This is a genomic window from Streptomyces sp. NPDC048496 (assembly GCF_043200055.1).
Classification (GTDB): Bacteria; Actinomycetota; Actinomycetes; order Streptomycetales; family Streptomycetaceae; genus Streptomyces.
Genome location: NZ_JBICXB010000010.1, coordinates 134,422 through 160,923, shown reverse-complemented (window position 1 = coordinate 160,923; position 26,502 = coordinate 134,422). Strand labels below are relative to the sequence as shown.

Sequence of the window (26,502 nt, the reverse complement as noted above, 5' to 3'; positions counted from 1 at the left end):
GGTTTACGTTTTCGTCAATCACGTTGTCGAGTTTACCGCGAGAGGTCACGCCATGCCCGCATCCGCGTTCCCCGACCACACCCTCGAATCCGCCCCCGCCGCCGCCCGTCGCACCATGAAGGCGGTAGCGGACAAGCAGGGATATCTGCCCGCCGTCGTCGGCCGGCTGGCCACGTCGCCGCAGCTGCTCGACGGCTTTCTGAAGATCAGCGCGATCTTCGAGTCGACCACCCTGGACCCGCTCTCCCGCGAGGTCCTGATCATGACGATCGCCACTCGCAACAGTTGCCACATCTGCGTGGCGATGCACACCGCGAAGCTCACCGCCCTCGGCGCGGACGCCGACCTCATCGCCGCACTGCGCGAGGAGAATCCACTGCCGCTCCCGAACGAACGACTGGAATCGGTGCGACAGTTCACCCTGGCCGTCATCGCCACGGCGGGCGCGGTCGACGACGACACGCTGCAGGCCTTCCTCGCGCACGGCTACACCCACCAAAACGCCCTGGAAGTGGTCCTGGGCATCGGCGCGTACACGATGTCGACGCTCGCCAACCGGATGACAGGCGCGCCCGTCGACCCCCAGCTCGCCGCGTTCGCCCCCGCCCCCATGTGACCCGTTGTGCGAATGGAAGGCCGGGGTGACCATCGCACGATTCGCTCGTTCAGCTGCTGTACGCGGGCGAGGTGGGCGCGGCCGCGGTGGTGTCGTTCTACGACGGGCTGCGCATCGTGCGGTACGCGGAGGCTCGCAACGCCGATCCGGCACAGGGCGCGGCGCTCGACTTCGCCCGTGTCGACAGTGCGGACGCATCCTCCGCCGACGCTCTGATCGTGAGCCGTGGCAGCGGCACGGTCCGCTATCTGACGGCTCCCTGGGTGCGGCAGGTATCCGTACGGGATCTGCTCGCGCCCAGCCGGGCCGCCCGGCCGCTGCACCGCGACCGGAACGGCGTGACCGATGTGCTGGCGAGCCCGCAGACGGCCGGGGACTGCCGGTCCTGGCCCGCCGTCGACATGCATGACGCCACGGCGACGCGTCTGCTGACGGACCTCGGTGAACTCGCCCCGGCCCGGCTGACCTCCGGGTCGCCGTCGGCGCCGCACGATATGTCCGGGCGGGCGGAGCGGGAGAGCTGGGCACGGACCGCCTGTCTGCTGAACGCGGTGCGATCGCGCGGCGCGCGCTCGGTGAACTCCTGGCCGTACGCGCGGCAGTGGCTGCCCGAGGGCAACGGCTTCGCGCAGTGGCTGTGCACCCGGGCGGAAACCTGGCGCGGCCCGGGAAGCAGGGTCTTCGCCCAGTTCCAGGCCCCGTCGGCGCAGTCCGCCGCCGGTGGTGCGGTGCCGCCCGGGGCGGTGGCGGCGCGTGCGGAGGACTCGCCGGCCTGCGGGGAGCGGGATCCGCGGGTGCCGGCGGGCGTGCTGTGGAAGTCGCACGGCGGCCGATGGTACGTACTGGCCGCGGGCAGCACGGAGTTCTCCTCGCTGACCACATCGGGCGGGGTGGAGGGCCGGGCGCAGGGTCGTCTGCTCGCGGTACAGGCACGGGCGGGCGACCGGGCGCGGCTGAACGGACTACTGGCGGACGGCAGGCGGGTGGGCGCTCTGCGCTGACTGCCGCCGTGCCGTTTCCCGTGGTGCACGCCGTGATCCTCCGCTCGGCCGGTTCATGGTGCCCAGCGGCGGACCCTCCGGCGGGCCCGCGGGATCAGGACACGCAGTCGCTGCCGAACGTGCGTGCACCTGATACCACGGTGGGGAACCCGCAGGTGGGACGGGGCGCCGAGGGGCTGATGGCGACGGTCACGGGAGGGGACGGGAGAACGGATGGAGGTCCACGGATTGCCTACGGGAGTCGGTTCCACGATCGGCGGCATTGCAGCAGATCGGGTGTCCTTGAGCGCGTGGCGCGGCCGTCGACGGTCGTCGGGGGGCGACGGTTGCGGTGTCCAATCCGAGCAGGCGCTTCGGCGCCTGCTGCGACAGGAGATGTCTATGCATGTTTCCCGCTTCGCTGCCGCAGTCTGTGTGGCCGCCGTCGTCGTGCTGGGCGGCGCCGGCGCAGCTCAGGCCGCCGCTCCCGGCGCCGTCGGCGGTGCCCACTCCCTGCAGGCCAATGACGGTCGGCACGGGGATGGCGACCGCCGGGACGACTGGCGCTGGGGCCACGACCGCGACCACGGACGCTGGGGCCACGACTGCCGTGACGACCGGCGCTGGGGCCACGACCGCGACCACGGACGCTGGGGCCACGACTGCCGTGACCACGGGCGCTGGGGCCACGACCAGGACCGGTGCCGGGAGTACCGTTCCCGCTGATCCGATCCGAACCGCAGTATGAACTGGGCCCGTGGCGCCCTCCATCGAGGAGGAACGCCACGGGCCCGACACGTGGCCGCGGTCCGCGAAGAACTCCCGTATGTCTCGCACTCCTGCGAACAGGGCTTCTGCGGAACGTGCCAACAGCGCGTGCTGGAGGGCGAGATCGACCACCGCGACAAACTCCTGACGGACGCGGAGCACGACGAATCGATGCTGATCCGTGTGTCGCGGTGCCGGGGGAAGCGGCTGGTGCTGGACCTTTAACGGCCCGTTCACCTCGGCCCGGTTAGGCTGTTGGTATGACGACCGGGGTGCGGCGCAGGATGGGCGTCCATGAGCGCAAACAGCAGCTGATAGGCGTCGCGCTGGAGTTGTTCAGCCGCCGCGCCCCCGACGAGGTCTCCATCGATGAGATCGCAGCCGCGGCCGGGATCTCCCGGCCGCTCGTCTACCACTACTTCCCGGGGAAACAGAGCCTGTACGAGGCAGCGCTGCGGCGGGCGGCCGACGAGCTGGCGGGACGGTTCGTGGAGCCGCTTGAAGGGCCCCTGGGGGCAAGGCTGTTGCGGGTGATGGGGCGGTTCTTCGACTTTGTGGACGAGCACGGGCCGGGGTTCTCCGCGCTGATGCGGGGCGGGCCCGCAGCCGGGTCGTCGACGGCGAACGCGATGATCGACGGGGTGCGGCAGGCGGCGTACGAGCAGATCCTCGCCCACCTGGGGGCGGAGAAGCCCCCGGCGCGGCTGGAGTTGGTCGTACGGTCGTGGGTGTCGCTGGCCGAGTCGACGGCGTTGATCTGGCTGGACGGGCGGCGGATTCCGCGCGCGGAGCTGGAGATGCAGCTGGTGCACGACTTCGCGGCGCTGGCCGCGGTCAGTGCAGCGTACGACGCCGAGATGGCCGGCATCGTGCTGCGGGTCCTCGACGAGGAGCCGGTCGACGGGCCGTTCGGAGATCTGCTGGCGCGGCTCTCCGCCATCTCGCCCACTCGCGGCCGGCCGTGACGAACTGGCCCGGTCCTCTTTCCCGTACGGCGTACGCGCACGGGAAAGAGGACCGGAACCGGCCGAGGTGGCGGGAGGGACGCGCCCGGGAGTGTGCGATGCGGCTCACTCCCCGGCGGCTGCCCTCAACGCAGTCCGGTACGCGTCACCGCAGGGAGAACACGGCCACCGTGCGTCCCGGGACGGTGAACCTTCCCGAACTCCGCTCGTACGAAGCCTTCTTGACAGCAGGATCCGCCCCCGCAGCCTGGACGGGGTGCAGAGTGTAGTCCTTCCCGGCCAGATCGGCGATCTGCTGGTGCTCGGTGCCGGGGGTCGCGTTGAGGACGATCACCAGCTTCCCGAGGCGCATGGCGATGACACCGGGCGTCTCGTCCTTCCCGGAGAGCGGGAACGACAGGGCGGACTGCACCTGCTCGGTGGTGGAGAGGTCGAACTCCTTCTCCGTCGTGCGGATGGTGAGCAGGTCCTGGTACGCGGCGGACGCGCCGTCGATCTGTGCGCAGCCGGGGCTGAGCGCGGTGGCGGTCAGCAGCGGCCTGGCGTAGGACCACTTGGCCTTGTTGTCGGCCGCGAGCGGCAGTCCGCGGCCGAAGCCGTTGCCGTCCCGGCAGTCCCAGTGCAGTGCGTTGAACCAGTCGCCGCTGTCGTACGAGTTGCGGTCCAGCGACTTGGAGCGCAGCAGGTCCGTGCCCGCCTGGGAGAGCGACGGGCCCTGCGAGAGGGTGGCGGTCGCCATCGCCAGGACCTGCATCCTGGCCCGGTCAGCGGCCGAGGTGCCCGCCGGGAGCTTGAAGGCGAGGGCGTCGTACAGCGTCTCGTTGTCGTGGGCGTCGGCGTAGGCGAGGGCGTCGCCGGGGACCGCGGCGTATCCGGCGGGGGCCCCGTTGTAGTCGACGCCGGAGCCCTTGACCGTACGGCCCGAGGAGTCGGTGAAGGTGTAGTCGGCGAGGTTGCCGGTCAGGCCGACCTTGATCAGATCCTGGTAGTGGAGCAGTCGGGCCTTCTGTTGGGCCGGGGTGCCGTTGGCGGTCGAGGTGTTGGGGTCGGTGTAGAGGCCGCTGGCGAAGCCCTGGACGCCGGGGTCCTCGTCGAACGGGCTGCCCCCGCGGACGGCGTCGCGGGCCCGGTCGGAGAAGGTGGCGATGCCGGTGCCGGCCATGTTCTTCTGGGTGGCCTGGACGAAGCGGGCGTCGTCGGCGATCTCACCGAAGTTCCAGCCCTCCCCGTACAGGATGATCTTCTTCCCGTCGACACCGTCCTTGGCCACGGTCAGCGCGTCGAGCGCCTTGCGGACGGCCAGGATGTTGGCCTTCGGGTGGTGGCCCATCAGGTCGAAGCGGAAGCCGTCGACCTTGTACGCCTTGGCCCACGTGACGATCGAGTCGACGACGAGCTTGCCCATCATGGTGTTCTCGGGCGCGGTGTTGGCGCAGCAGGTGGACGTGGCGACGGTGCCGTCGTCCATGAGCCGCTGGTAGTAGCCGGGCACGATCCGGTCGAGGACGGACTTGTCGCCCTGGCCGGAGGCGACGGTGTGGTTGTAGACGACATCCATGACGGTCCGCAGTCCGGCGCCGTTCAGCCCCTGGACCATCTGACGGAACTCGACGGTGCGCTTGGTGCCGTTCGGGTCGGAGGCGTACGAGCCCTCGGGGACGGTGTAGTGCAGCGGGTCGTAGCCCCAGTTGAACCCGTCGTTCGCTGCGGCCTTCGCCACGCAGGCCTGCTGCTCCTCGGAGTCGGGGGCGTACACGGACAGGTCGCAGGCGGGTTTCTGCCGGTCCGACTTCTTCTCGGGGATGGTGCCGATGTCGAAGGCGGGCAGCAGATGGACGTAGCTCGTGCCGGAGTCGGCGAGCTCTTTGAGGTGCTTCATCCCGTCGGAGCGGGTGTCGGTGAAGGCGAGGTATTCGCCGGGGTGCTGGGACGTGGGGTCCGCGATCGAGAAGTCGCGGATATGCAGCTCCTGGATCTGGGCGTCGCGCAGCGGGACGGCGGCGGGCTTCCTCAGCCCGGCCCAGCCCTTCGGTGCGAGCCCCGGGGCGTCGAGGTCGACGACGAGGCTGCGGGCGGAGTCGGTGGTCAGGGCGGTGGAGTACGGGTCGGTGACCTTGTTGGTGACAGTCTTCTGGACGGTGGGCGCCCACACCTTCACCACGAAGCGGTACGGCTTGCCGGTCCACTTCGCGGTGCCGGTGACCGACCAGACGCCGGTGCGGTCGTCGCGCCGCATCGGGACGCTCTTGCCGTCGAGTTCCAGGGCTACGGTCTGCGCGGTGGGGGCCCAGACGGAGAGCGTGGGCCGGCCGTGGTCGAAGACCGGGCCGAGCGCGGCGGTGCTCGCGTTCTTCCCGTACAGGTCGTCGAGCACACCCGCGCTCTGTACGCCGGTGGCGGCGAGCAGGGCGCCGTTGGCGGCGCGCTGGGTGGCGATCAGCTGGCCGCGCAGTGCCTCGCGGACCCGGTCCCGGTCACGCGGGTCGACGGTGAAGGCCGGGTAGTCCTTGAGGTGTGGGTACTTCGACTTCTGCGCGTCGGTCAGCGCGGACGGGCTGAGCCGCAGCCACTGCCCCTCGTCGGTGAGGGCGCCGTCGACGACGGAGATCCCGCCGCCCGATGCGTGGACGAGCTGCTGACTGGTGGCGTCGGTGGCCTTCACCTTCCAGACGACGGTGTCGGAGTCGATCCACTGCGCCTCGGCCTTGGTGAGGTCGAGGGCGGGCGTACCGCCGGTCTGTGGCAGCAGACAGCCGGGCCGTCCGGCGACCATCCACACCTCGTGGTCGTACGTGGCGAGGTCGAGGGACTGGTCGCTGGGGAGGTCCTTCTCGTCGCCCTTGTGGAGGATGTAGCTGAGCGAGGTGGCCCCCTCGGTGAGCGGGACCTCGAAGGTGACGCCGTAGGCGTCCCTCTTCACCGGCTGGAGCGGCTTCGCCCAGTCGGTGGGGTCCTTCGCCCCGGTCCAGGTGTGCAGTCCCCAGCCGTCGTAGTCGCCGTCGGCGCGGTGGTAGTGCAGGACGGCCTTCGTCCTGTCCTGCGCCGGGTAGGCGCCCTCGGGGGCCGTGTCCGCCTGGCCGTCCTTGCCCTGCTCGATCCAGACCTGCCCGGTCTTCGCGAGCTCGACGGTGCGCTGCGGACCGTCGGCCGTGCCGTCCTTCTCGACCGTGTACGGGACGGAGGAGGTGCCCTCGTCAAGCTTGATCCAGGCAAAGGCGCCGTAGGCGTCGCGCCCGGTGAACTCGGCGGACTTGTCGCCGGACTCGATCGTCCAGCCGTCGTAGTCGCCGTCCGCGCGCTTGTAGTGGACGACGGCGTAGTCGCGCTCGACGGCGACGGGCTTCTCGGCCGCCGGGGCCTGGCCCGCGGTCGTCGAGGCGAGGGCGCTCGCGGTGCGTCCGGCGCGGTCGACCACAACGGCCTTGTAGCGCAGCGGCGTTCCCGCCGCCACGGTGTCGTCCAGGTGCTGGGTGATCTTGTACGGGGCGTGGTCGGCGGATCCGAGAGTGACCCACCCACCATGGCCGGTCTGGGCGGCGAAGACGACCCGGTTCAGCGATCCGCCGTCGGTGTCCGCGGAGATCTCCACGGTGCCGGTGGCTCCGACGGCGGGCGCCTTCAGCGTGATCGAGGGCTTGGCGGCCGGGGCGCCCAGGGGATTCTCGGCGCGCAGCACGATGCTGGAGAGGGCGGGCACGGTGACGGTGATCTTCTTGTCGGAGCCGCTGCGGACCGTACCGGAACCGCCGTACAGCGTACGGAAGTTCATGGCGGCCGACTCGGTGGACAGCTCGACGGTCTTCGCCTCGGTGCCGTTGTTGGTGGCGACGACGTACTCGTTGGTGCGCTTGGGGTCCGTACGGGAGAACGCGTAGACGGAGCCTTCCGCGTACCGCTCGGTCTGGACGCCGTCACGCAGGGCCGGGTTCTCCTTGGTCAGCTCGGAGAGTGCGGCGATGTTCCGGTACAGCGGGTGGCCGGTGTCGTACGCGTCGGAGGCGTGCGTTCGGTCGGTGCCCAGTTCGTCGTCGTCGAGGTAGTCGGCGGTCTTCGAGGCAAACATGGTCTGGCGGGCGTCCTTGTCGCCGCCCGCGCCGGTGAAGCCCTGCTCGTCGCCGTAGTAGATGACGGGGTTGCCGCGGCTGAGGAACATCAGCTCGTTGGCGAGGCGGGCCCGGTCGACCAGCTCGGCGTCGTCGGCCTTCGGGTTGTCCTGCTTCAGGAACGCGCCGATGCGGCCCATGTCGTGGTTGCCGAGGAAGGTCACCTGCTCATAGGCATTGGCCTTGTCGGTGGTGTACCGGTAGTCGTCGCCGAAGACAGCGGCGAGCTTCGAGGCCGGAGCGCCCTGCGAGGCGTACTGCCGGGCCGCTTCCTGGAACGGGAAGTCGAGCGTCGCGTCGAGCCGGCCCCGGGTGACGTACGGGGAGGTGATGGCGGTGTCGGCGGAGTAGACCTCGCCGAACATGAAGAAGTCGTCACGTCCGTGCCGGGCGGCGTAGGTGTCGAGTGCGGTCGCCCACTGGGTCCAGAAGTCCAGGTCGACGTGTTTGACGGTGTCGATCCGGAAGCCGTCGATATCGAAGTCACGGACCCACTTCTCGTAGATCTTCTCCATGCCGGAGACGACCTCGGGCCGCTCGGTCCACAGGTCGTCGAGCCCGGAGAAGTCGCCGTACGTGGTGGATTCGCCGGCGTACGTCGAGTCGCCGCGGTTGTGGTACATCGTCGGGTCGTTGAGCCACGACGGGATCTTCGTGCCGGTGTTCTTCGGGGTGTACGGGAACGAGTCGGCGTCGACCTTCGCCAGGCCCTTGCTGTCGTCGAAGGGGCGGCCGTCCCTGTCGAGGTACGGGTAGGCGCCCTTCGGCCTGTAGCCGTACTTCTTCTCGGCGTAGTCGACGGTGTCCGCGGTGTGGTTGGTGATGACGTCGAAGAAGACCTTCATGCCCTTGGCGTGGGCCCTGTCGATCAGCTTCGACAGGTCGGCGTTGGTGCCGAAGTGCGGGTCGACCTGGGTGAAGTCGGTGATCCAGTAGCCGTGGTAACCGGCCGAGGCATCCTTGCCGGTGCCCTGGACCGGGCGGTTCTTGAAGATCGGGGCGAGCCAGATGGCGGTGGTGCCGAGATCCTTGATGTAGTCGAGCCGGCTGGTCAGGCCCTTGAGGTCACCGCCCTGGTAGAACCCCTTGTCCGTGGGGTCGTAACCGGTCTCCAGGCGCGAACCGGTGAGTCCGCCGCGGTCGTTGGAGGTGTCTCCATTGGCGAACCGGTCGGGCATGACGAAGTAGAACTGCTCGCGGGTCAGGTCGTGCCGGGCCGGCTCGGCGGCGAGCTGGGCGTCCGACGGCGGGCCCGGGGGTCTCGGCGCGGCGGAGGTGGCTGCCGCCGGGACGACGGGTATGAGCGCCGCGCACAGAGCGGCGACGGCTCCCCGTCTGAGGGTGGTACGGGACACGGGTGGAGTCTCCTTGGGTCTACGGGTTACCGGGGGTGGACGGACTTGTCGGGCGGGCCGGGGGGTGGGGGTCCACCAGGGCGTCTCTTCGGACGCCGCGGACTCCCCGACACCGCGTGGAGCCGAGCACTTACTGCGTCGTCCTGCGGGGATCGCCCTGGTGCACCCCCGCCCCGGGGCGCCGGTAGGCCTCCGTGCCGGACGACCATGTCCTGTCGGCCGGTGCGCCGGGAGGGGGCGTATCGGGGCGATCCCCGCAGGGTGACGCAGTAAGAGGGGGTTCGCGCACGGTGTCGGGGAGTCTGCGGCACCCGAGGAGACGCCCCGATGCGGCACCGACCCTGGGGGACCACCCGGACCGGGACGACGTGGTCGGCCTCCCCGGTCCGGGGAGGACCTCAGCTTCGCCAGACGTCGCTCGTCAGCGACACCTTGCCGCCCGGCGTGGACGCCTGGGCGGTCGTGGTGGGGGCCACGAGAGCGGTGGCGCCTGCTATCAGGGCGAGCGCTGCAGACAGGTGGTGTCTGCGTGCCATGTCTTTCCTCCTGTTGTGGGGGAAATGCGGGTGACGGTGCAGCCTCACATGGCAACGCGCCCTGCCCTCAAGGCTCCTGAAGGTTCTTGCTGCAAGAATGCAAACCTTGCCGCGGGGAGACCGTACGAGCCCGCCAGGTTCCGGTCAACCCTTTGGACACCGCCCGCTCACATCGGCGAAATGCCGCGGTTTTCTTTCTGCAAGACCTTACGCAAATCATTGCAGCGCTGTTACGTTTCTCCCGACTCCGGTCCGGTCGGTCGGGGGGTCCCGGAGCTCGGCCATGCCTCTTCAGCAGCCGCGAGCCCGGCTTCGGTCTTCGCGGCGCGCTCGGCCGCCCGTGACAGCCGGGCGCAGACGCTGAGACCTTCCCGTTCCGCCACCGATCTCACGGCGTCGAGCGTCTCGCTCGGGATGGTGGTGGTGACACGCGCAAGGCTCGCACCGGGACTCTTACGGATGTCCCCTGCGCGGCGCCATGCCGAGCGGCCGGCTTCACCGGTCCGAGTGACGCCGGGCCGTCGACCCCCGTACCACCAGCTCCGGCTGGAACACGTACTCCGTTCGCTGCACCGGGTTGCCGCCGATCTCCTCCAGGAGCGCGCCCACCGCCGCCGTCGCCATCGCCTGGACCGGCTGGCGGACCGTGGTCAGCGGCGGGTCGGTGAACGCGATCAGCGGCGAGTCGTCGAAGCCGACCACCGACACGCCCCGCGGCACGTCGAGACCGCGCTCGCGTGCCGCGCGGACCACGCCGAGGGCCATCATGTCGCTGCCGCAGACGATGCCGGTGCAGCCGGCGTCCAGCAGCTCGGCGGCGGCCGCGTGGCCGCCCTCGACGCTGAACATGGTGTGGCGCACGAGACGGTCGGCGTCCGGCCCGGCTGCGTCGAGGAACCCCTCGGTCTTGCGGCGCGAGGGGACATAGCGCAGGGGGCCGACCGCGAGGCCGATGCGCTCATGGCCGAGGTCGGCGAGATGGCGTACGGCGATGCGCGTCGCCATCTGGTCGTCGGGCGAGACGAAGGGCGCATCGATGCGCTCGTTGTAGCCGTTGACGAGGACGAAAGGGACCCCGCGCGCAGCGAGGCGGTCATAGCGCGCGGGGTCGGCTGTGGTGTCGGCATGGAGGCCGGAGAGGAACACGATGCCGCTGACGCCGGTCTCCTCCAGTTGCTCGACGAGTTCGTCCTCGGTGGCCCCGCCGGGGACCTGGGTGCACAGCACCGGCGTATAGCCGTACCCGGCGAGGAACTGCTCGATGACCTGGGCGAACGCGGGGAAGATCGGGTTGGTGAGCTCGGGGATCACCAACCCGATCAGCCCGGAGCTGCGCTGCCGCAGCCGTACGGGCCGTTCGTAGCCGAGTACGTCGAGGGCGGCGAGCACCCGCTGCCGGGTGGTGGTGGAGACGCCCGGCTTGTTGTTCAGCACCCGGCTGACGGTTGCCTCGCTGACCGAGGCCTGTGCCGCTATGTCCGCCAGCCGAAGGGGTGCGACTGTCACACCGTCCACCACACCGTGCTGTCCGCGGGTAGTTCGATGATGCCGTCGGCCGGGGTCACGCGGGTGCTGGCCAGAAGGACAACGCCGGGCGCAGGAATCCGCACGGCCGCACCGGTCGTGTTGGCGGTGCACACGAAGCCGTCGCGGGCGAAGGCCAGCACGCCCTCCGGCGCGGCCAGCCAGGTCACGTCCGAGCCCGCGCCCAGCCCCGGGCGCTCGCGGCGCGCGGCGAGGGCGGCGCGGTAGAGCTCCAGGGTGGAGTCGGGGTCGCCGGTCTGCGCCTCGACGCTCAGCTCGGCCCACTTGTCGGGCTGCGGCAGCCAGCTGCCGCCGCTGCCGAAGCCGTACGAGGAGCCGGCCCGCGTCCACGGGATCGGCACCCGGCAGCCGTCGCGGAAGCCGTCCTGGCCCTCGGCGCGGAAGAACGACGGGTCCTGGCGGACCTCGTCGGGCAGGTCGGTGACGTCGGGCAGGCCGAGCTCCTCGCCCTGGTAGACGTACGCGGATCCGGGGAGCGCCAGCATCAGCAGGGTGGCGGCGCGGGCCCGGCGCAGGCCGAGCTCGCGGTCGCCGGCGGTGCGGATCTGGGTGCCGAGGCCGGGCGGGTTGGCGAACCGGGTCGCGTGCCGGGTGACGTCGTGGTTGGAGAGCACCCAGGTGGTGGGGGCGCCGACCGGGCGCATCGCGTCCAGCGAGACGTCGATGACCTTGCGGAGTTCGGCGGCGTCCCAGGCGGTGGAGAGGTACTGGAAGTTGAACGCCTGGTGCATCTCGTCGTGGCGCACGTAGTTGGCGGTGCGCTCGACGGTGGGGGTCCATGCCTCGGCGACGGCGATCCGTTCGCCGGGGTACTCGTCGAGGATGGTGCGCCAGGAGCGGTAGATCTCGTGGACCCCGTCCTGGTCGAAGAACGGCATGACGTCGTTGCCGAGCAGCTTGAGCTGGTCGTGGGTGCCGAGGTCGGGCAGGCCCTCGGCCTTGACGAGGCCGTGGGCGACGTCGACGCGGAAGCCGTCCACGCCCATGTCGAGCCAGAACCGCAGGATGGAGCGGAACTCGTCGGCGACGGCCGGGTGTTCCCAGTTGAAGTCGGGCTGCTCGGGCGCGAAAAGGTGGAGGTACCAGTCGCCCGGGGTGCCGTCCGGGTCGGTGGTCCGGGTCCAGGCGGGGCCGCCGAAGATGGACTCCCAGTCGTTGGGCGGGAGTTCACCGTCCGCGCCCTTGCCGGGGCGGAAGTGGTAGCGCTCGCGCAGCGCGGAGCCGGGGCCCTCGGCGAGGGCGCGCTTGAACCACTCGTGCTGGTCGGAGGAGTGATTGGGCACCAGGTCGACGATGATCCGCAGGCCCAGGTCGTGGGCGTCCCGGATCAGCCCGTCGGCATCCAGCAGCGTGCCGAACATCGGGTCGATGGCGCGGTAGTCGGAGACGTCGTACCCCGCATCCGCCTGCGGCGACGCGTAGAACGGACTGAGCCAGACCGCGTCGACGCCGAGGTCCTTGAGGTACGGGAGTCTGCCGCGTACGCCTGCGAGATCGCCCATGCCGTCGCCGTTGCCGTCGGCGAAGCTCCGCGGATAGACCTGGTAGATCACCGCGTCCTGCCACCAGCCGGTGCGGTGGCCCGGAGCGTCGTCGGACGTGCCGGTGGAGGGGGCAGCGAGGTGCTGGGTCATGTCGTCCCTGAGGTGTCTGGGTGGGGGGCGGCGCCGGGACCGGGTCGGGGATCCGGCGCCGCCGTGACGTGGTGCGTGCGGTCGTACGGTCGTGCTGCTGCGTACGTCAGCCCTTGACGGCTCCGGCGGACATGCCGGTGACCAGGTGGCGCTGGGCGAAGAGGAAGACCAGGGCCGCGGGTATCGCGATGAGCACGGACGCGGCGGTCATCGGCCCCCACTGGGCTCCGTACCGGTTGACGAAGAGCTGCAGTCCGCCCGCGAGGGTGAGGTTGTCCTCGCCGACCATGAAGGCGGAGGCGTACGCCACTTCGCCCCACGCGGTGATGAAGGAGTAGAACGCGGTGACGGCGAGGCCGGGCTTGGCGAGCGGCAGGATGAGCCGCCAGAACGTGCCGAACGGGGTGAGGCCGTCGACCTGCCCCGACTCGTCGATCTCGCGCGGGATGGTGTCGAAGAAGCCCTTCATCATCCAGGCGCAGAACGGCACCGAGATGGTGAGGTAGGTGATGACGAGGCCGGCGGGCTGATTGAGCAGCCCCATGCCCGCCATGATGTTGTAGATCGGCACGATGAGGACGGCGACCGGGAACATCTGGGTGATCAGCAGCGTCCACATGAGCCCGCGCTTGCCGGGGAAGCGGAAGCGGCTGACGGCGTAGCCGGTGGAGGCGGAGACGATGACGCCGAGGAGTGTGGTGAGCCCGGCGATGAGCAGGGAGTTGCCGAACCAGGTGAGGAACTTCGTGTTCTGGATGAGGTTCGTGTAGTTCTCGAACGTCGTCTCTTTGAAGAAGTCCGTGGTGGTCGCGTACGCGGCGGGCTTCAGCGAGGTGAGCAGGACCCACAGCACGGGGAAGACGGCGATCACGGACGCCACGATCAGCGTGAGGTGCAGTCCGACGGAGGCGAGCGGCGAGCGTTCGCCTCGGAGCCGGACCTTGACCTTGCGCGCCGAGTGGCGCGCGGTGGTTGCGGGGGCGGTGGTCACCAGTCGTCTCCCTGTGTGCGGAGGACTCGCCGGTACACGGCGGCGAAGAGCAGCAGGAGTACGAGGATCAGCACGCCCCACGTGGAGGACTGCGCGAAGTCGCGCGGGCTGATCTCGAAGGAGAACTTGTACGCCTGGGTGACCAGGATCTGGGTGGCTTCACCGGGTCCGCCGCGGGTCAGCAGGTAGATCACCGGGAACATGTTGAAGGTCCAGATGGTGGAGAGCAGGATCACCGTGGTGGAGACCGGCCGCAGTCCGGGCAGCGTGATGTGGCGGAACCGCTGCCAGGCGGTGGCTCCGTCCATCTCCGCGGCCTCGTACTGCTCGCTGGGGATCGACTGCAGTCCGCCGAGCAGGGCGACCATCATGAACGGCACACCGAGCCAGACGTTGACGGCGATGACGGAGAACTTCGCCCAGGTCGGGTCGTTCAGCCACGGGATGCCGTCGATCCCGCCGCCGGAGAGGATCTTGTTGAGCAGCCCGCGGTCCTCGTTGTAGAGGAACCGCCAGGCGAAGACGGAGACGAAACCGGGGATGGCCCAGGGCAGGATGAGCGCCATCCGGTACGCGGAACGGCCGGCGATCCTGCGGTTGAGGATGTTGGCAAGGGCCATGCCGAGGGAGAAGGTGATGGCCACACAGGAGACCGTCCACACCAGGGTCCACCCGAGCGTGCCGAGGAACTGATCGCCCGTGATCGCCTCGGTGTAGTTGTCCAGGCCCACGAACTTGTACGTGGCGGGCATGTGGTTGACACCGATGGACCGCTCGACGTTGCGCTCGGTGGCATCGGTCATCGACAGGTAGATGCCGCGGACCAGCGGATAGCCGATGATGACGCCGATCACGACGACGACCGGGGCGACCATGGTCCAGGCGTACCAGTGGGTCGACAGGGCCCGCCGGAGCCGGCTCGGCGGTGGGGGGTTGCCAGTACCGCGGCTCCGGCCGCGGGCGACGTCGTCGCCCGCGGCCTTCGCCACCGACTGGCTGGTGTGGACAGCCATCAGTCGGCCTGCCTTCCTGAGTTACTTCCAGCCCTTGAGGAGCTTGCGGTAGGAGTCACCGGTGGACTTGGCGCCCTTCTCCGGCGTGGTCTGGCCGGTCAGGACCTTGGTGTACTCGGTGACGAGCGGGGCGAAGAGGCTGCCGGTCTCCGGGATCCAGGGACGCTCGACGGCGGTGTCGACGACCGGCTTGAAGAAGGAGACGATCTCGTTGTCGACGACCTCTTCCCTCGTGTAGGCGGAGGTACGGGTCGGCAGGAGGTTCAGCTCCTTGGTGACCTTGGCCTGGTTCTCCACGGACGTCATGTAGTCGACAAAGGCGTAGGAGGCGTCGAGGTTCTTGGAGCCCGCGTAGACGGCCAGGTTGTGACCACCCTGCGGGGCACCCTGCCCGGCGGAGCCGGCCGGGACCGGGGCGACGCCCAGGTTGGCCTTGTCCTGGAACTCCTTGCCGGCGTAGGTGTCGGCGACGGCCCACGGGCCGTTGATGATCATCGCAACCTTGCCGTCCTTGAAGGACGACTGCATGTTGTCCCAGCCGTCCGTCGCGTCGGTCTTGGCCGCACCGGAGTCGACGAGGTCCTTGACGACCTTCATCGCCTTGACGCCGTCGGGGTTGTCGACGGTGACGGACTTGGTGGACGCGTCGACGAGGTTGCCGCCCTCGCCGTACAGGAAGGACAGGAACCAGTACGCGTCGTCGCCGCGCAGGTACATGCCGGTCTTGCCGGTCTTGTCCTTGATCTTCTTGGAGACGGTCTTCAGCTCGGCGACGGTCGTGGGGACCTCGACGCCGGCCTCCTTGAAGATCTTCTTGTTGTAGAAGATGCCCATGGAGTCGATGACCTGCGGCACCGCGTACGTCTTGCCCTTGTACTTGGTGGAGGCCGCGGCCTGCTTCAGGAAGTCGTCCGCCTTCTGCAGGGCGGGGGTGCCGTCCAGCGGGGCGAGGTAGCCGAGGTCCGCGAACTCAGGGGTCCAGGCGACCTCGGAGCGGATCACGTCAGGGGCGCCGGAGCCGGACTGGGCAGCGTTCTTGAACTTGTTCTGCGCCTCGCCGAAGGGCACGTTGACGTACTTGACGTCCACCTTCGGGTGCTTCTTCTCGAAGTCCTCGGCGATCTTCTTGAAGACCTTGTCCTCGCTGCCCACCGTGGAGGTGTCCCACCACGTCACGGTCCCGGAGAGCTCGCCCGAGCCCTTGCTGGTGCCGTCGGACTTGTCGTCACTGCCGCAGGCGGTCGCCGCGAGCGCCAGGGCCGCGACCAGGGCGGTGGCCGTTATGCCACGTCGCATCTGTGAACTCCTTCAACTGCCGTACCGCTCCGTCGCGGCGCCGGGTCGACGTGAACGTAACAAGGATGAAAGAAGGCCGAAAGACCTTGCGGAAGATTTCTGCAAGCTTCGACGATCGTTACATTCGCGTGTCCTCAAGGTTGCCGTCAAGCCTCTTGACGAGGTTGCTCCACCCCTGACAGGAGAAGGCGCAGGTAGCCGATTCCACAGTGCGACGATCCGACTGCGGGCAGCATGTCACCTTCGCAAGTCCTTGCAAGATGTTGCGACAGCCCTGTCTGCGACGATGCTCCGGGACGAGGCCGCTCACCGGCGCACGCGGTTGCCGCGCGTGGCCCCACGGGTCCGGTCGCCCGATTCCTGCACATGGTGGGCAATCCGACATGCGCCCGGTACAGTCCACTTCCATGACCGCACGGCTTGCCGATATCGCAACTCAGGCGGGGGTCAGCGAGGCTACGGTCAGCCGTGTACTGAACGGCAAACCCGGTGTTGCTGCAGCCACCCGCGAATCCGTACTCGCCGCGCTCGACGTCCTCGGCTACGAACGGCCGGTACGGCTGCGCAGGCGCAGCGCGGGGCTGGTCGGGCTGATCACGCCCGAGCTGGAGAACCCCATCTTCCCGGCGCTCGCCCAGGTGATCGGTCAGGCGCTGACCCGGCAGGGCTACACCCCGGTGCTGGCCACACAGACGCCCGGCGGTTCCACCGAGGACGAGCTCACCGAGATGCTCGTCGACCGTGGCGTCTCCGGCATCATCTTCGTCTCGGGCCTGCACGCCGATACCTCGGCCGATATGCAGCGGTACGAGCAACTGCGCGCCCAGGGCGTCCCTTTCGTCCTGGTCAACGGATTCTCGCCGAAAGTCCAGGCACCCTTCATCTCGCCCGACGACCGGGCGGCGATGCGGCTCGCGGTGACGCATCTGGTGTCGCTCGGCCATCGGCGGATCGGTCTTGCGGTCGGACCCAAGCGTTTCGTTCCCGTACTCCGGAAGATCGAGGGTTTCCGCGCCACCGTGCAGGAGCAGTTGAACCTCACCTCGGACGAGGTGGAGGAACTGATCCAGCACTCGCTGTACACGCTGGAGGGAGGCCAGGCGGCCGCCTCCGCACTGATGGAGCGCGGGTGCACGGCGGTGGTGTGCGCGAGCGACATGATGGCGCTCGGAGCGATCCGGGCGGCACGCAGGCTGTCGATGGAGGTGCCGCGCGACCTGTCGGTCGTCGGCTACGACGATTCGCCGCTCATAGCGTTCACCGATCCGCCGCTGACGACGATCCGGCAGCCGGTCACAGCGATGGGTCAGGCCGCGGTCCGCACCCTGCTCGAGGAGATCGGTGGCACACCGGCTCCGCACAGCGAGTTCGTCTTCATGCCGGAACTGGTCGTACGCGGCTCAACTGCCGCGGGTCCCGGCCCGGATCCGTCCTCCGCTTCCGGAATGACCCCAGGCTCGCACGCCCGCCCGTAGGGCGCATCATGTGCAGCCGGAACCCGACCGGAGGATGATCGGGGAGGGGGGACACATCTGGCAGGGGGGACACATCTGGCAGAATCGATGCCTATGGGTGAATTGAGCGTGAAGTCACAGGAAGGCCGCACGGCGGCCCCCCCGTCACCCATCGTGGACGAGGCGGCCCTTGAGGCGAAGCGGAACGACAGGCCGGCGAGACTGCGCTCGCTGCGGTCCCCCCGCAGGCCGCGCATCTGGTTCGAAGTCCTGCTGATCGCGGTCAGTTACTGGCTCTACTCGCTGGTGCGCAACGCCGTCCCCGAGCAGAAGGCCGCGGCCCTGGCGAATGCCGACCGGCTCTGGTCGGTGGAGAGGTTCCTGGGCATCGCCGTCGAACAGACGGTCAATCACGCGGTGAATTCCGTGACATGGCTGATCATCTCGATGAACTATTACTACGCGACACTGCACTTCATCGTCACCATCGGTGTGCTGGTGTGGCTGTTCCGTTTCCATCCCGGCCGTTACGCGGCAGCGCGTATGGCACTGTTCGCAACGACGGGTGTCGCGCTGCTCGGTTACTACCTGTATCCGCTCGCGCCACCGCGTCTGATGAACGGCGGGCACTTCATCGACACCGTGCGGGTGCACCACACCTGGGGTTCGATGGCCTCGGGCAACTTCAAGAACATGTCGAACCAGTACGCGGCGATGCCGTCCATGCACATCGGCTGGTCGCTGTGGTGCGGGCTGACCGTCTTCGCGCTGGCGTCCGCGCCCTGGGCGCGGATCCTGGGCCTGCTCTACCCGGCGGTCACCCTGGTCGTGATCGTGTCGACAGCCAACCATTTCTGGCTCGACGCGATGGGCGGGACGGCCTGCCTGACGTTCGGTTTCGCGGTGTCGTACGCCTGGTACGGGGCGCTGCCGCACCACCTCCCGAAGCGGGTGCAGGTGCCGCGGGGGCGGGCACGCCTGGCAGGGCTTACGGCCTCCCCCGCGACAGGGAGTGGATCAGCGAGCGGCGTCATGCGGCTTCGATTGCAAGGCGGAGGAAGGAGTCGACGCGGAGCGTCGGTGACTGACGACAACGCCGCAAGAGGAGTCGCATGACGCCGGGAGCCCACTCCCTGTCGCGGGGGAGGCCGTTAGCGCCTGGACGCCGATCCGGGCGGGCCGCCCGGCCACGGAGGCACCGGTGCGCCGGTGAACGCCTCCGGTTCTCCCTCGCCGGACGGACTCGAATGTCACAAGCCGGACGAGCCCGTCCGGCTTGTGAGGAGGCCTTTCCGCCCCGTCCCCTCACGCCCCGTAGAACCGCTCCTCCACCACCGCGCGCGCCCGCCGCGTGATCCGCCGGTAGTCGTCCAGCATGTCTCCCACGTGCCCCGGCTCGTACCCCAGGTACCGCCCCACCGCCGTCAGCTCCCGCGGCCCCGAAGGGAACGTGTCCGCCGGACGTCCGCGCACCAGCATCACCGCGTTGCGGACCCGGGTCGCCAGTACCCATGCCTCGTCCAGCGTCTGTGCGTCCTCGACGGAGATCAGTTCCGCCGCGCACGCCGCGGCCAGCGCCTCGCGCGTGCGCGTCGTGCGCAGCCCCGGTTCCGCCCAGCCGTGCTGCATCTGCATCAGCTGGACCGTCCACTCGACGTCGCTCAGCCCGCCCCTCCCCAGCTTCGTGTGGAGCGTCGGGTCGGCGCCGCGTGGCATCCGTTCGGACTCCATCCGGGCCTTGAGGCGGCGGATCTCGCGGACCGCGTCCTCTCCCAGCCCCTCCATCGGGTAGCGCAGGGGATCGATCAGGTCGATGAAGTCGCGGCCGAGTTCCGCGTCACCCGCCATGGGTTCGGCGCGCAGCAGAGCCTGGCTCTCCCAGACCAGCGACCAGCGCCGGTAGTACGCGTCGTACGACTTCAATGTGCGCACCAGCGGTCCGCTCTTGCCCTCCGGCCGCAGATCCGCGTCGATGATCAGCGGGGGGTCGGCGGTGGGCAACTGCAGCAGTCTGCGCATCTCGGCGACGACGGTGTTGGCGGCCCGGGTCGCCTCCTGCTCGTCGACGCCCTCGCGCGGTGTGTGCACGAACAGGACATCGGCGTCGGAGCCGTAACCGAGTTCATGACCGCCGAAGCGGCCCATTCCGATGACGGCGAACCGGGTGGGAAGGGTGTCGCCCCACTGTTCGCGTACGGCGGCGCGCAGCGCGCCCGCGATGGTGACCGCGTTCAGGTCCGTGACCGCGTTACCGACCCGGTCGACGAGTGTGCCGTGGTCGAGTTCCGCGGGGTTCTCCTCCGTGCCGTACGAGCCGATGAGGTCCGCCGCCGTCGTACGGAACAGTTCGCGGCGTCGCACACCGCGGACCACCGCGACCGCCGACTCGGCGCCCTCGGCCCGCCCCACCGCGGCCAGCACCTCCTGCTCCAGGTGGTTCCGGCTGCGCGGCTTCAGCCCCTGCGGGTCGCCGAGGATCGCCACCGCCTCGGGCGCCCGCAGCAGCAGGTCGGGGGCGAGCCGGCCGGCCGACAGGACGCGGGCGAGATTCTCCGCCGCCGCGCCCTCGTCGCGCAGCAGCCGCAGGTACCAGGGGGTCTTGCCGAGCGCGTCGGACACCTTGCGGAAGCCGAGGAGTCCGGCGTCCGGGTCGGCGGAGTCCGCGAACCAGCCGAGCAGCACCGGCAGCAGGGTCCGCTGGATCGCCGCCTTGCGAGACACCCCGGACGACAGCGCCTCCAGGTGCCGGAGCGCGGCGGCCGGATCGGCGTATCCGAGCGCTTCGAGCCGGACCCCGGCGGCCTTCGCGCTGAGCCGGGTCTCGCCGGGTGCCAGCTGGGCGACGGCGTCCAGCAGCGGCCGGTAGAACAGTTTCTCGTGCAGCCGCCGCACCACGGACGTGTGCCGCTTCCACGCCTGGTTGATCTCGGCGATGGGGTCCGTACGCATCCCGAGGGAGCGCCCGAGCCGCCGCAGGTCCGACTCGTCCTCGGGCACGAGGTGGGTGCGGCGCAGCCGGTAGAGCTGGATGCGGTGCTCCATGGCGCGCAGGAAGCGGTACGCGTCGTCGAACTGCGCGGCGTCCACCCGGCCGACGTAACCGCCCCCGGCGAGCGCCCGCAGGGCGTCCAGGGTCGAGCCGCTGTGCAGGGACGCGTCGCTGCGGCCGTGCACGAGCTGCAGCAGCTGTACGGCGAACTCGACGTCCCGCAGCCCGCCGGGCCCGAGCTTGATCTCGCGGTCGACGCGGTCCGCGGGGATGTTGTCGACGACGCGGCGGCGCATCTTCTGTACGTCGCCGACGAAATTCTCCCGGTCAGCTGCCTGCCAGACCATCGGCGAGACGGCTTCGACGTACTCCGCACCCAGTTCGGGGTCACCGGCCACCGGCCGGGCCTTGAGCAGCGCCTGGAACTCCCACGTCTTGGCCCAGCGCTGGTAGTACGCGAGATGTGAGGAGAGCGTCCGTACCAGCGGTCCGTTGCGGCCCTCGGGCCGGAGGTTGGCGTCGACCGGCCAGATGGTGCCCTCGACGGTCGTCTCGGAGCAGATCCGCATCATGTGCGCGGCCAGCCGGGTGGCGGCCTGGACGGCCTTGCTCTCCTCCGAGCTGTCGACCGGTTCCGCCACGAAGATGACGTCGACGTCGGAGACGTAGTTCAGTTCGTGCCCGCCGCACTTGCCCATCGCGATGACCGCCAGCCGGCACAGGGCGGCGTCGGCGGGTGCGGCCGTCCGGGCGATGGCGAGCGCGGCCCGCAGGGTCGCGGTCGCCAGGTCGGCGAGTTCGGCGGCGGTCTCAGCAACATCTGTCGTACCGCACACATCCCGGGCCGCTATGGCCAGCAGGCACCGTCGGTATGCGATGCGCAGCGTGTCCGGGTCGCGGGCGTCCCCGAGCTCGTGCTCGAATTCGGCGACCCCGGGGTGCAGGTCCGTCGCCTCGTACATGACGAGCGCCTGCCAGTGGCGGGGGTGCCGGGCCAGATGGTCGCCGAGCGCCTCGGACGCCCCGAGCACCCCGAGCAGCCGGTCCCGCAGCGGCTTGGCGGAGACGAGCGTGTCCAGCAGCATCTGCCGCTCGTCGGCGTCCTCCGCCTCCACCAGCCGGACGAGTCCGCGCAGCGCCAGATCGGGGTCGGCGGTCGCCCCGAGCGCGTCGAGCAGCACCGGGTCGGTGCGTACCGACGCCAGGGCGGGCAGGTCGAGCAGCCGCTCGGCGGCGGCGGGGTCGGTGAAACCGTGCCGCAGCAGTCGGGTGAACGTACTGCTTCTGCGCCCCGGCACCGTCGTCATTCCGTGCTCTCCTGCTCGCCGCCCGTTCCCGTCCCAGCATTCCGAGCCTAGCCCGGTGCCGATGAATTCGTAGCGCGTGCGCCGTCCATACTTCGCAGGCACGATCGCTTGCAGGACCTGTATCAGGAGGGCGCGACCATGTCCGGATTCGAACCCGTCGCCGAGTTGCAGCACGAGTACAGCGAGAAGGGGGCCACTGCGCGCCCGTGGTCGGAAGCCGTGGGTGTGCTGACGCGGGCAGAGGTGTTCTGGCTGTCCACGGTCCGCCCGGACGGTCGCCCGCACGTCACTCCGCTGATCGGGCTATGGACGGACGGCGCGCTGCACTTCTGCACGGGCCCGACAGAGCGCAAGGCGCGGAACCTGGCGGAGAACCCGGAGGTCGTGCTGACGACCGGCACCAACACGCTGTCCCGGGGCTTCGACGTGGTGGTCGAGGGCCGGGCGGTCCCGGTGACGGACGAGCCCCGGCTGACCCGGCTGGCGAAGCTCTGGGAGGAGAAGTACGGCGCGGACTGGCACTTCGAGGTCCACGCGGGCGCGTTCGCGAACGGTGCGGGCGGCCGTGCCGAGGTGTTCGGGGTGACCCCGCGCAAGGCATTCGGCTTCGGCAAGGGAGAGCCGTACAGCCAGACGCGCTGGCTCTTCGGCTGAGCGTTGAGCGCTGACGCCTGGCGCATGCCCGCGCAGCGGAACCGCGCGGGCCGCCAGAGCGTTGGCGGGACATGGTGATGATGTCGAGCCTGCTGTTCATGGCCGTACTGGTCATGGTGCCGTTCCTGCTGGCGTCGGCCCGCTATGTGGTCGTCCGCACCGGCCGCCCCGAGTGGTTACGCCGCATCCTCGCGGCGCGCACCCCGCGTCACGGGCTGGGCGTGGGGGCCTCGGTCGCCGACGAACTGCACGCGTTCCTGAATTCGGCCAAGCGCGTGCAGATCGAGCACCGGGTGGAGGAGCAGGTTCTCAAGGACGACGCCCCGGACGGCGCACCGCCCCGGATGGGGGTGGATCTCGACGCGGGGACCGCCGTGTTCCACGCCGGTCCCGTACCACCGCCGTCCCCGGGGAAGCGCGCCGACGGATCACGCGGCGCCTGAGCGAGAACCGCTCGGGCGCCCCGGGACCGGTTACCTGCCGTTCCCGGCAACGGGCTTCGTACCGATGACGACGGTCGCGTACAGCTCGTCGGAGGTGACCACCCGCGCAATCAGCCCGCTCCGGGCGACGGTCTCCTCGGCCCGCTCCGCCTGCCGTTCACTCGTCTCGACCAGCAGATGCCCGCCCGGTGCCAGCCACCGAGGCGCTTCGGCAGTCACTCTGCGCAGCACGTCGAGCCCGTCGCCCCCACCGTCGAGCGCCACCCTCGGTTCATGGACCCGGGCCTCCGCGGGCAGGAGTTCGACGTCCTCGCTGGGTACGTACGGCACATTGGCGAGCAGAATCCCGACGCGGCCGCGCAGCGAGGCGGGCAGCGGCTCGAAGAGGTCGCCCTCGTACACCTCCCCCGCGCCGGCGACATTGCGGCGCGCGCACCGCACCGCGGCGGGTTCGACATCGCTGGAGTGCAGCTCGACCAGGTCCAGGGCGGCGGCGAGCGCGGCGCCCAGCGCACCGGAACCGCAGCACAGATCGACGACGACGGCGGGTCCGTCCGAGGGGCGGACGAGGCCGACGGCCTGGTCGACGAGGAATTCGGTACGGCGCCGGGGGACGAAGACACCGGGGTCCACGCTGATCCGCAGACCGCGGAACTCGGCCCAGCCGAGGACGTGTTCGAGGGGGAGCCCGGCTGCTCGCCGGTCGACCATGGCCGCGAGTTCGGCCGGGTCCACGGCTGTGGAGAGGATCAACTCCGCCTCGTCCTCGGCGAATACACAGCCGGCGGCGCGAAGCCTGTTGACGATGACGGAGTAAGGGAGCGGTGTCGAGGAAAGCGACATGGAGCGGAGCCTTTCGGAATGCCGATGGGTGCTCCGCGGTCCGCCTATTCCGGTCCGACCACGCAATCGTGTGAGGTGAGCACCCAGCCTGATACAGCGGTAATGGGTCTCACCTCCTCGGTCTGTCCCCGTGCTGGGGTCGGCAACACTACGTCAACTACTCAGCCGTAAACAACCGGGCTTGCTGACTCGGTTCGATACGGCTTTGCTTATGCTCCCGACTGCCCCCTACGACAGGGCGGTCACGGGTCACATCCACCGCTTTCAAGGGCGTCTGCGCCCACTACCTGCGCAAGGAGTTCCCCGACCACATCCGCACGTACCTGTGGGGCGGCCACTTCTGGTCCCCCTCCTGCTTTGCCGCCTCCTGCGGTGGCGCTCCACTGGCAGTGGTCAAGGAATACATCGAGAACCAGAAGCGGCCCGACTGAGCGCGGCCCTCCGGGCCGAAGTTGCGCGGACTCTCCACAGCCTTGCCCGATCCTCGGGACACCAGTGCCGACCGGAGGCAAAAGGGGCCGTCAGTGGTCGTCGTTGGTCACCCCGACGGCTCAACTGGTCCAGCTTGATCCTGGCTGCTGGTTGTGCCGGCGCGCATCCGCTCCGGGCCCGGAGCGAGCCGCAGCGGTGCAATGGCAGGATCCGGCCTCTCTTGCGATCCTGGACGGGTGGCACACCGCACCTCCCTGGACGAACCGAACGCCCGTCAACCGCCCGATGCGGTCCGGACCGACTACACGGGCGCAATCTACGGCTCGCTCCTGGCCGCATCAGTGGTGGTTGGGGCCAGCACGCTCGGCCACCATCCGCGCTTTGAGCTCGTGGTGCTTCTGCTGTGTACCGGTGGGGTTTTCTGGGCCGCGCACGTCTACGCCGATTTTGTCGGAGACCGGTTGAGGCACCAGGCCCTGACGTGACGGGAGATCCGCCACGTCTGCGCTCGCGAGTGGCCGATCGTGCAGTCGGCCTTCCTGCCGGCCGCCGCTGTCGCGATCAGTCCCCTCCTGGGTCTGGGTCTCGAAGGGGCTGCCTGGCTCGCGCTGGGCATCGCTGTGGCCCAGCAAGTCAGCTGGGCGAGTGTCGCTGTCATCCGGGCCGGCGCCTCTCGCGGTGCGGTGGTGTCCGTCGCTGCCGTCAACCTGGTGCTTGGGCTGATCATCGTGGCCGCCAAGGTCGCGCTCCAGCACTGAGTTCTCGAAAACCGTCGCGACGCGAGTCACCGTCGGTTCACATCGCATCCGCTCGCGCGCAGTTCGGCTCGTAGCCCCCGTGAAGACAATCAGCGGCACCATGCCGCTCCGGTACAGGTCGACCGTCACATCGGCCACGCCCAGCGCCCCTCCCGGCAGGCTCTGCCCGTGGCACCGCCCAGGGCGGGTGAAACGGCTTCGGGCCGACGGTACAAAACCGTCGGCCCGAAGCCGCGTACGTTCGCCCGGACAGTGCCGACCTGCGGTTACAGCACCGGCAGCAGTGCCTTCAGCTCGAAGGCCGTGACCTCGGAGCGGTACTCCTCCCACTCCTGCTTCTTGTTGCGGAGGAAGAAGTCGAAGACGTGCTCGCCGAGCGTCTCGGCGACCAGTTCGCTCTTCTCCATCAGCGAGATCGCCTCGCCCAGGTTCTGCGGCAGCGGCTCAATGCCCATCGCGCGGCGCTCGGCGTCGGACAGCGCCCACACGTCGTCGTCGGCGCCCGCCGGGAGTTCGTACCCCTCCTGGATGCCCTTGAGGCCCGCGGCGAGCAGCACCGCGTACGTCAGATAGGGGTTGGCGCCGGAGTCGATGGAGCGGACCTCGACGCGGGCCGAACCGGTCTTGCCGGGCTTGTACATCGGGACGCGGATCAGCGCGGAACGGTTGTTGTGGCCCCAGCAGATGTACGAGGGGGCTTCGCCGCCGGCGCCCGCGGCGCGCGAGGAGCCTCCCCAGATGCGCTTGTACGAGTTGACCCACTGGTTCGTCACGGCGGAGATCTCCGCGGCGTGCTTCAGCAGGCCCGCGATGAAGGAGCGGCCGACCTTGGAAAGCTGGTACTCGGCGCCCGACTCGTAGAACGCGTTGCGGTCGCCCTCGAAGAGGGAGAGGTGGGTGTGCATGCCGGAGCCGGGGTGCTCCGAGAACGGCTTCGGCATGAACGTCGCCTGCACGCCCTGCTCCAGCGCCACCTGCTTCATGACGAGACGGAAGGTCATGATGTTGTCGGCGGTCGAGAGCGCGTCCGCGTACCGCAGGTCGATCTCCTGCTGGCCGGGGGCGCCCTCGTGGTGGCTGAACTCGACGGAGATGCCCATGGATTCGAGCATGGTGATCGCCTGGCGACGGAAGTCCATGCCGACGTTCTGCGGGGTGTGGTCGAAGTAGCCGGAGCTGTCGGCGGGGGTCGGGCGGCTGCCGTCGACCGGCTTGTTCTTCAGCAGGAAGAACTCGATCTCCGGGTGGGTGTAGAAGGTGAAACCCAGGTCGGAGGTCTTGGCAAGGATGCGCTTGAGCACATAGCGCGGGTCGGCGAAGGACGGCGAACCGTCGGGCATCAGGATGTCGCAGAACATGCGCGCGGTGCCGGGGGCCTCCGCACGCCAGGGCAGGATCTGGAAGGTGCCCGGATCCGGCTTGGCGATCATGTCGGACTCGTACACCCGGGCGAAGCCCTCGATGGCCGAGCCGTCGAAGCCGATTCCCTCGTCAAACGCCTGTTCCAGCTCGGCAGGGGCCACGGCAACGGACTTGAGATACCCGAGCACATCGGTGAACCACAGGCGCACAAAGCGGATGTCGCGCTCCTCAAGTGTCCTGAGGACGAATTCCTGCTGCTTGTCCATAGCCACATCCTTGCAGTTCAGACGGTCTGTGCACCACCGCCCGGGATAGGGGAGAAGCTCCAGTATCACGACCCGGGATTTCACCCAGATTACGCACTCGACGTGAGATGGAGCACTCGGCCACCCACTACGATCGGCGGCCATGGCGTGCGGGCCTTCGAAGGAGAGGCTCCAGGGGCGGAGCGGCGTCGC

18 protein-coding genes and 4 pseudogenes are annotated in these 26,502 nt (G+C 69.4%); 11 read left to right on the top strand and 11 right to left on the bottom strand.

The window, feature by feature from the left end; all coding sequences use genetic code 11:
• Positions 1-52 precede the first annotated feature (52 nt).
• The 5 genes and pseudogenes from ACGFSA_RS13735 to ACGFSA_RS13715 all read left to right on the top strand — a co-directional run bounded on the left by ACGFSA_RS13735 (position 53) and on the right by ACGFSA_RS13715 (position 3,329).
• Complete coding sequence (locus ACGFSA_RS13735; protein ID WP_393303718.1) at positions 53-616, top strand: carboxymuconolactone decarboxylase family protein; 564 nt, start codon at positions 53-55, stop codon at positions 614-616.
• Between the two features lie 50 nt (positions 617-666).
• Positions 667-1,617 (top strand): annotated as a pseudogene (locus ACGFSA_RS13730) (hypothetical protein); the annotation flags it as partial.
• A 381-nt stretch (positions 1,618-1,998) separates the two neighbouring features.
• Entirely contained in the window at positions 1,999-2,322 is a 324-nt protein-coding gene (locus tag ACGFSA_RS13725; protein ID WP_393303716.1) for a hypothetical protein, read from the top strand.
• Positions 2,323-2,394: 72 nt separating this feature from the next.
• Positions 2,395-2,589, top strand: a pseudogene (locus ACGFSA_RS13720) (2Fe-2S iron-sulfur cluster-binding protein); the annotation flags it as partial.
• Between the two features lie 35 nt (positions 2,590-2,624).
• Positions 2,625-3,329, top strand: coding sequence for a TetR/AcrR family transcriptional regulator (locus tag ACGFSA_RS13715; protein ID WP_393303714.1), 705 nt, complete (start codon positions 2,625-2,627; stop codon positions 3,327-3,329).
• A 145-nt stretch (positions 3,330-3,474) separates the two neighbouring features.
• On the opposite strand, the gene pulA is transcribed toward ACGFSA_RS13715, so the two are convergent.
• The 7 genes from pulA to ACGFSA_RS13680 form a co-directional block, all read right to left on the bottom strand.
• A complete protein-coding gene (gene pulA / locus ACGFSA_RS13710; RefSeq protein ID WP_393303712.1) occupies positions 3,475-8,787 on the bottom strand; it encodes a pullulanase-type alpha-1,6-glucosidase in 5,313 nt (1,770 codons plus the stop codon).
• 398 nt (positions 8,788-9,185) lie between these two features.
• Positions 9,186-9,323, bottom strand: coding sequence for a hypothetical protein (locus tag ACGFSA_RS13705; RefSeq protein WP_393303710.1), 138 nt, complete (start codon positions 9,321-9,323; stop codon positions 9,186-9,188).
• Positions 9,324-9,818: 495 nt separating this feature from the next.
• Positions 9,819-10,841, bottom strand: coding sequence for a LacI family DNA-binding transcriptional regulator (locus ACGFSA_RS13700; protein WP_393303708.1), 1,023 nt, complete (start codon positions 10,839-10,841; stop codon positions 9,819-9,821).
• Positions 10,826-12,502, bottom strand: coding sequence for a glycoside hydrolase family 13 protein (locus ACGFSA_RS13695; RefSeq protein WP_393303706.1), 1,677 nt, complete (start codon positions 12,500-12,502; stop codon positions 10,826-10,828). The genes ACGFSA_RS13700 and ACGFSA_RS13695 overlap by 16 nt, the downstream gene beginning before the upstream one ends.
• A gap of 106 nt (positions 12,503-12,608) precedes the next feature.
• Positions 12,609-13,493, bottom strand: coding sequence for a sugar ABC transporter permease (locus ACGFSA_RS13690; RefSeq protein ID WP_393303704.1), 885 nt, complete (start codon positions 13,491-13,493; stop codon positions 12,609-12,611).
• A complete protein-coding gene (locus ACGFSA_RS13685; RefSeq protein ID WP_393303702.1) occupies positions 13,490-14,506 on the bottom strand; it encodes a carbohydrate ABC transporter permease in 1,017 nt (338 codons plus the stop codon). Before ACGFSA_RS13685 ends, ACGFSA_RS13690 begins: the two co-directional genes overlap by 4 nt.
• Before the next feature lie 21 nt (positions 14,507-14,527).
• On the bottom strand, positions 14,528-15,802 hold the full coding sequence (locus ACGFSA_RS13680; RefSeq protein ID WP_393303700.1) for an extracellular solute-binding protein: 1,275 nt from the start codon (positions 15,800-15,802) through the stop codon (positions 14,528-14,530).
• Positions 15,803-16,209: 407 nt separating this feature from the next.
• Here ACGFSA_RS13680 and ACGFSA_RS13675 point away from each other — a divergent pair, with 407 nt between their 5' ends.
• Together ACGFSA_RS13675 and ACGFSA_RS13670 are read left to right on the top strand one after the other, a co-directional pair.
• Positions 16,210-17,277 (top strand): LacI family DNA-binding transcriptional regulator, encoded by a 1,068-nt coding sequence (locus ACGFSA_RS13675; RefSeq protein ID WP_393303698.1) that lies wholly within the window; start codon positions 16,210-16,212, stop codon positions 17,275-17,277.
• A 93-nt stretch (positions 17,278-17,370) separates the two neighbouring features.
• On the top strand, positions 17,371-18,372 hold the full coding sequence (locus ACGFSA_RS13670) for a phosphatase PAP2 family protein (protein WP_393303696.1): 1,002 nt from the start codon (positions 17,371-17,373) through the stop codon (positions 18,370-18,372).
• 189 nt (positions 18,373-18,561) lie between these two features.
• Here the strand turns inward: ACGFSA_RS13670 and ACGFSA_RS13665 are convergent, their stop codons facing one another.
• The gene (locus ACGFSA_RS13665; RefSeq protein WP_393303694.1) at positions 18,562-21,552 is read right to left on the bottom strand and encodes a bifunctional [glutamine synthetase] adenylyltransferase/[glutamine synthetase]-adenylyl-L-tyrosine phosphorylase; all 2,991 of its coding nucleotides are present in this window, start codon (positions 21,550-21,552) and stop codon (positions 18,562-18,564) included.
• Between the two features lie 138 nt (positions 21,553-21,690).
• Here ACGFSA_RS13665 and ACGFSA_RS13660 point away from each other — a divergent pair, with 138 nt between their 5' ends.
• Together ACGFSA_RS13660 and ACGFSA_RS13655 are read left to right on the top strand one after the other, a co-directional pair.
• Positions 21,691-22,206, top strand: a complete 516-nt coding sequence (locus tag ACGFSA_RS13660; protein ID WP_393303692.1) for a pyridoxamine 5'-phosphate oxidase family protein — start codon at positions 21,691-21,693, stop codon at positions 22,204-22,206.
• Between the two features lie 77 nt (positions 22,207-22,283).
• Complete coding sequence (locus ACGFSA_RS13655; protein ID WP_393303690.1) at positions 22,284-22,649, top strand: DUF6191 domain-containing protein; 366 nt, start codon at positions 22,284-22,286, stop codon at positions 22,647-22,649.
• Positions 22,650-22,679: 30 nt separating this feature from the next.
• Here ACGFSA_RS13655 and ACGFSA_RS13650 read toward each other — a convergent pair whose 3' ends face one another.
• Complete coding sequence (locus tag ACGFSA_RS13650) at positions 22,680-23,492, bottom strand: putative protein N(5)-glutamine methyltransferase (RefSeq protein ID WP_393303688.1); 813 nt, start codon at positions 23,490-23,492, stop codon at positions 22,680-22,682.
• Positions 23,493-23,689: 197 nt separating this feature from the next.
• Here ACGFSA_RS13650 and ACGFSA_RS13645 point away from each other — a divergent pair, with 197 nt between their 5' ends.
• Together ACGFSA_RS13645 and ACGFSA_RS13640 are read left to right on the top strand one after the other, a co-directional pair.
• The gene (locus tag ACGFSA_RS13645; protein WP_393303760.1) at positions 23,690-23,923 is read left to right on the top strand and encodes a transposase; all 234 of its coding nucleotides are present in this window, start codon (positions 23,690-23,692) and stop codon (positions 23,921-23,923) included.
• Positions 23,924-24,160: 237 nt separating this feature from the next.
• A pseudogene (locus ACGFSA_RS13640) lies at positions 24,161-24,682 on the top strand (hypothetical protein).
• Between the two features lie 45 nt (positions 24,683-24,727).
• Here ACGFSA_RS13640 and ACGFSA_RS13635 read toward each other — a convergent pair.
• Together ACGFSA_RS13635 and glnA are read right to left on the bottom strand one after the other, a co-directional pair.
• Positions 24,728-24,841: pseudogene (locus ACGFSA_RS13635) on the bottom strand (YdcF family protein); the annotation flags it as partial.
• 107 nt (positions 24,842-24,948) lie between these two features.
• The gene (glnA, locus tag ACGFSA_RS13630; protein ID WP_358858499.1) at positions 24,949-26,310 is read right to left on the bottom strand and encodes a type I glutamate--ammonia ligase; all 1,362 of its coding nucleotides are present in this window, start codon (positions 26,308-26,310) and stop codon (positions 24,949-24,951) included.
• Positions 26,311-26,502: the final 192 nt, after the last annotated feature.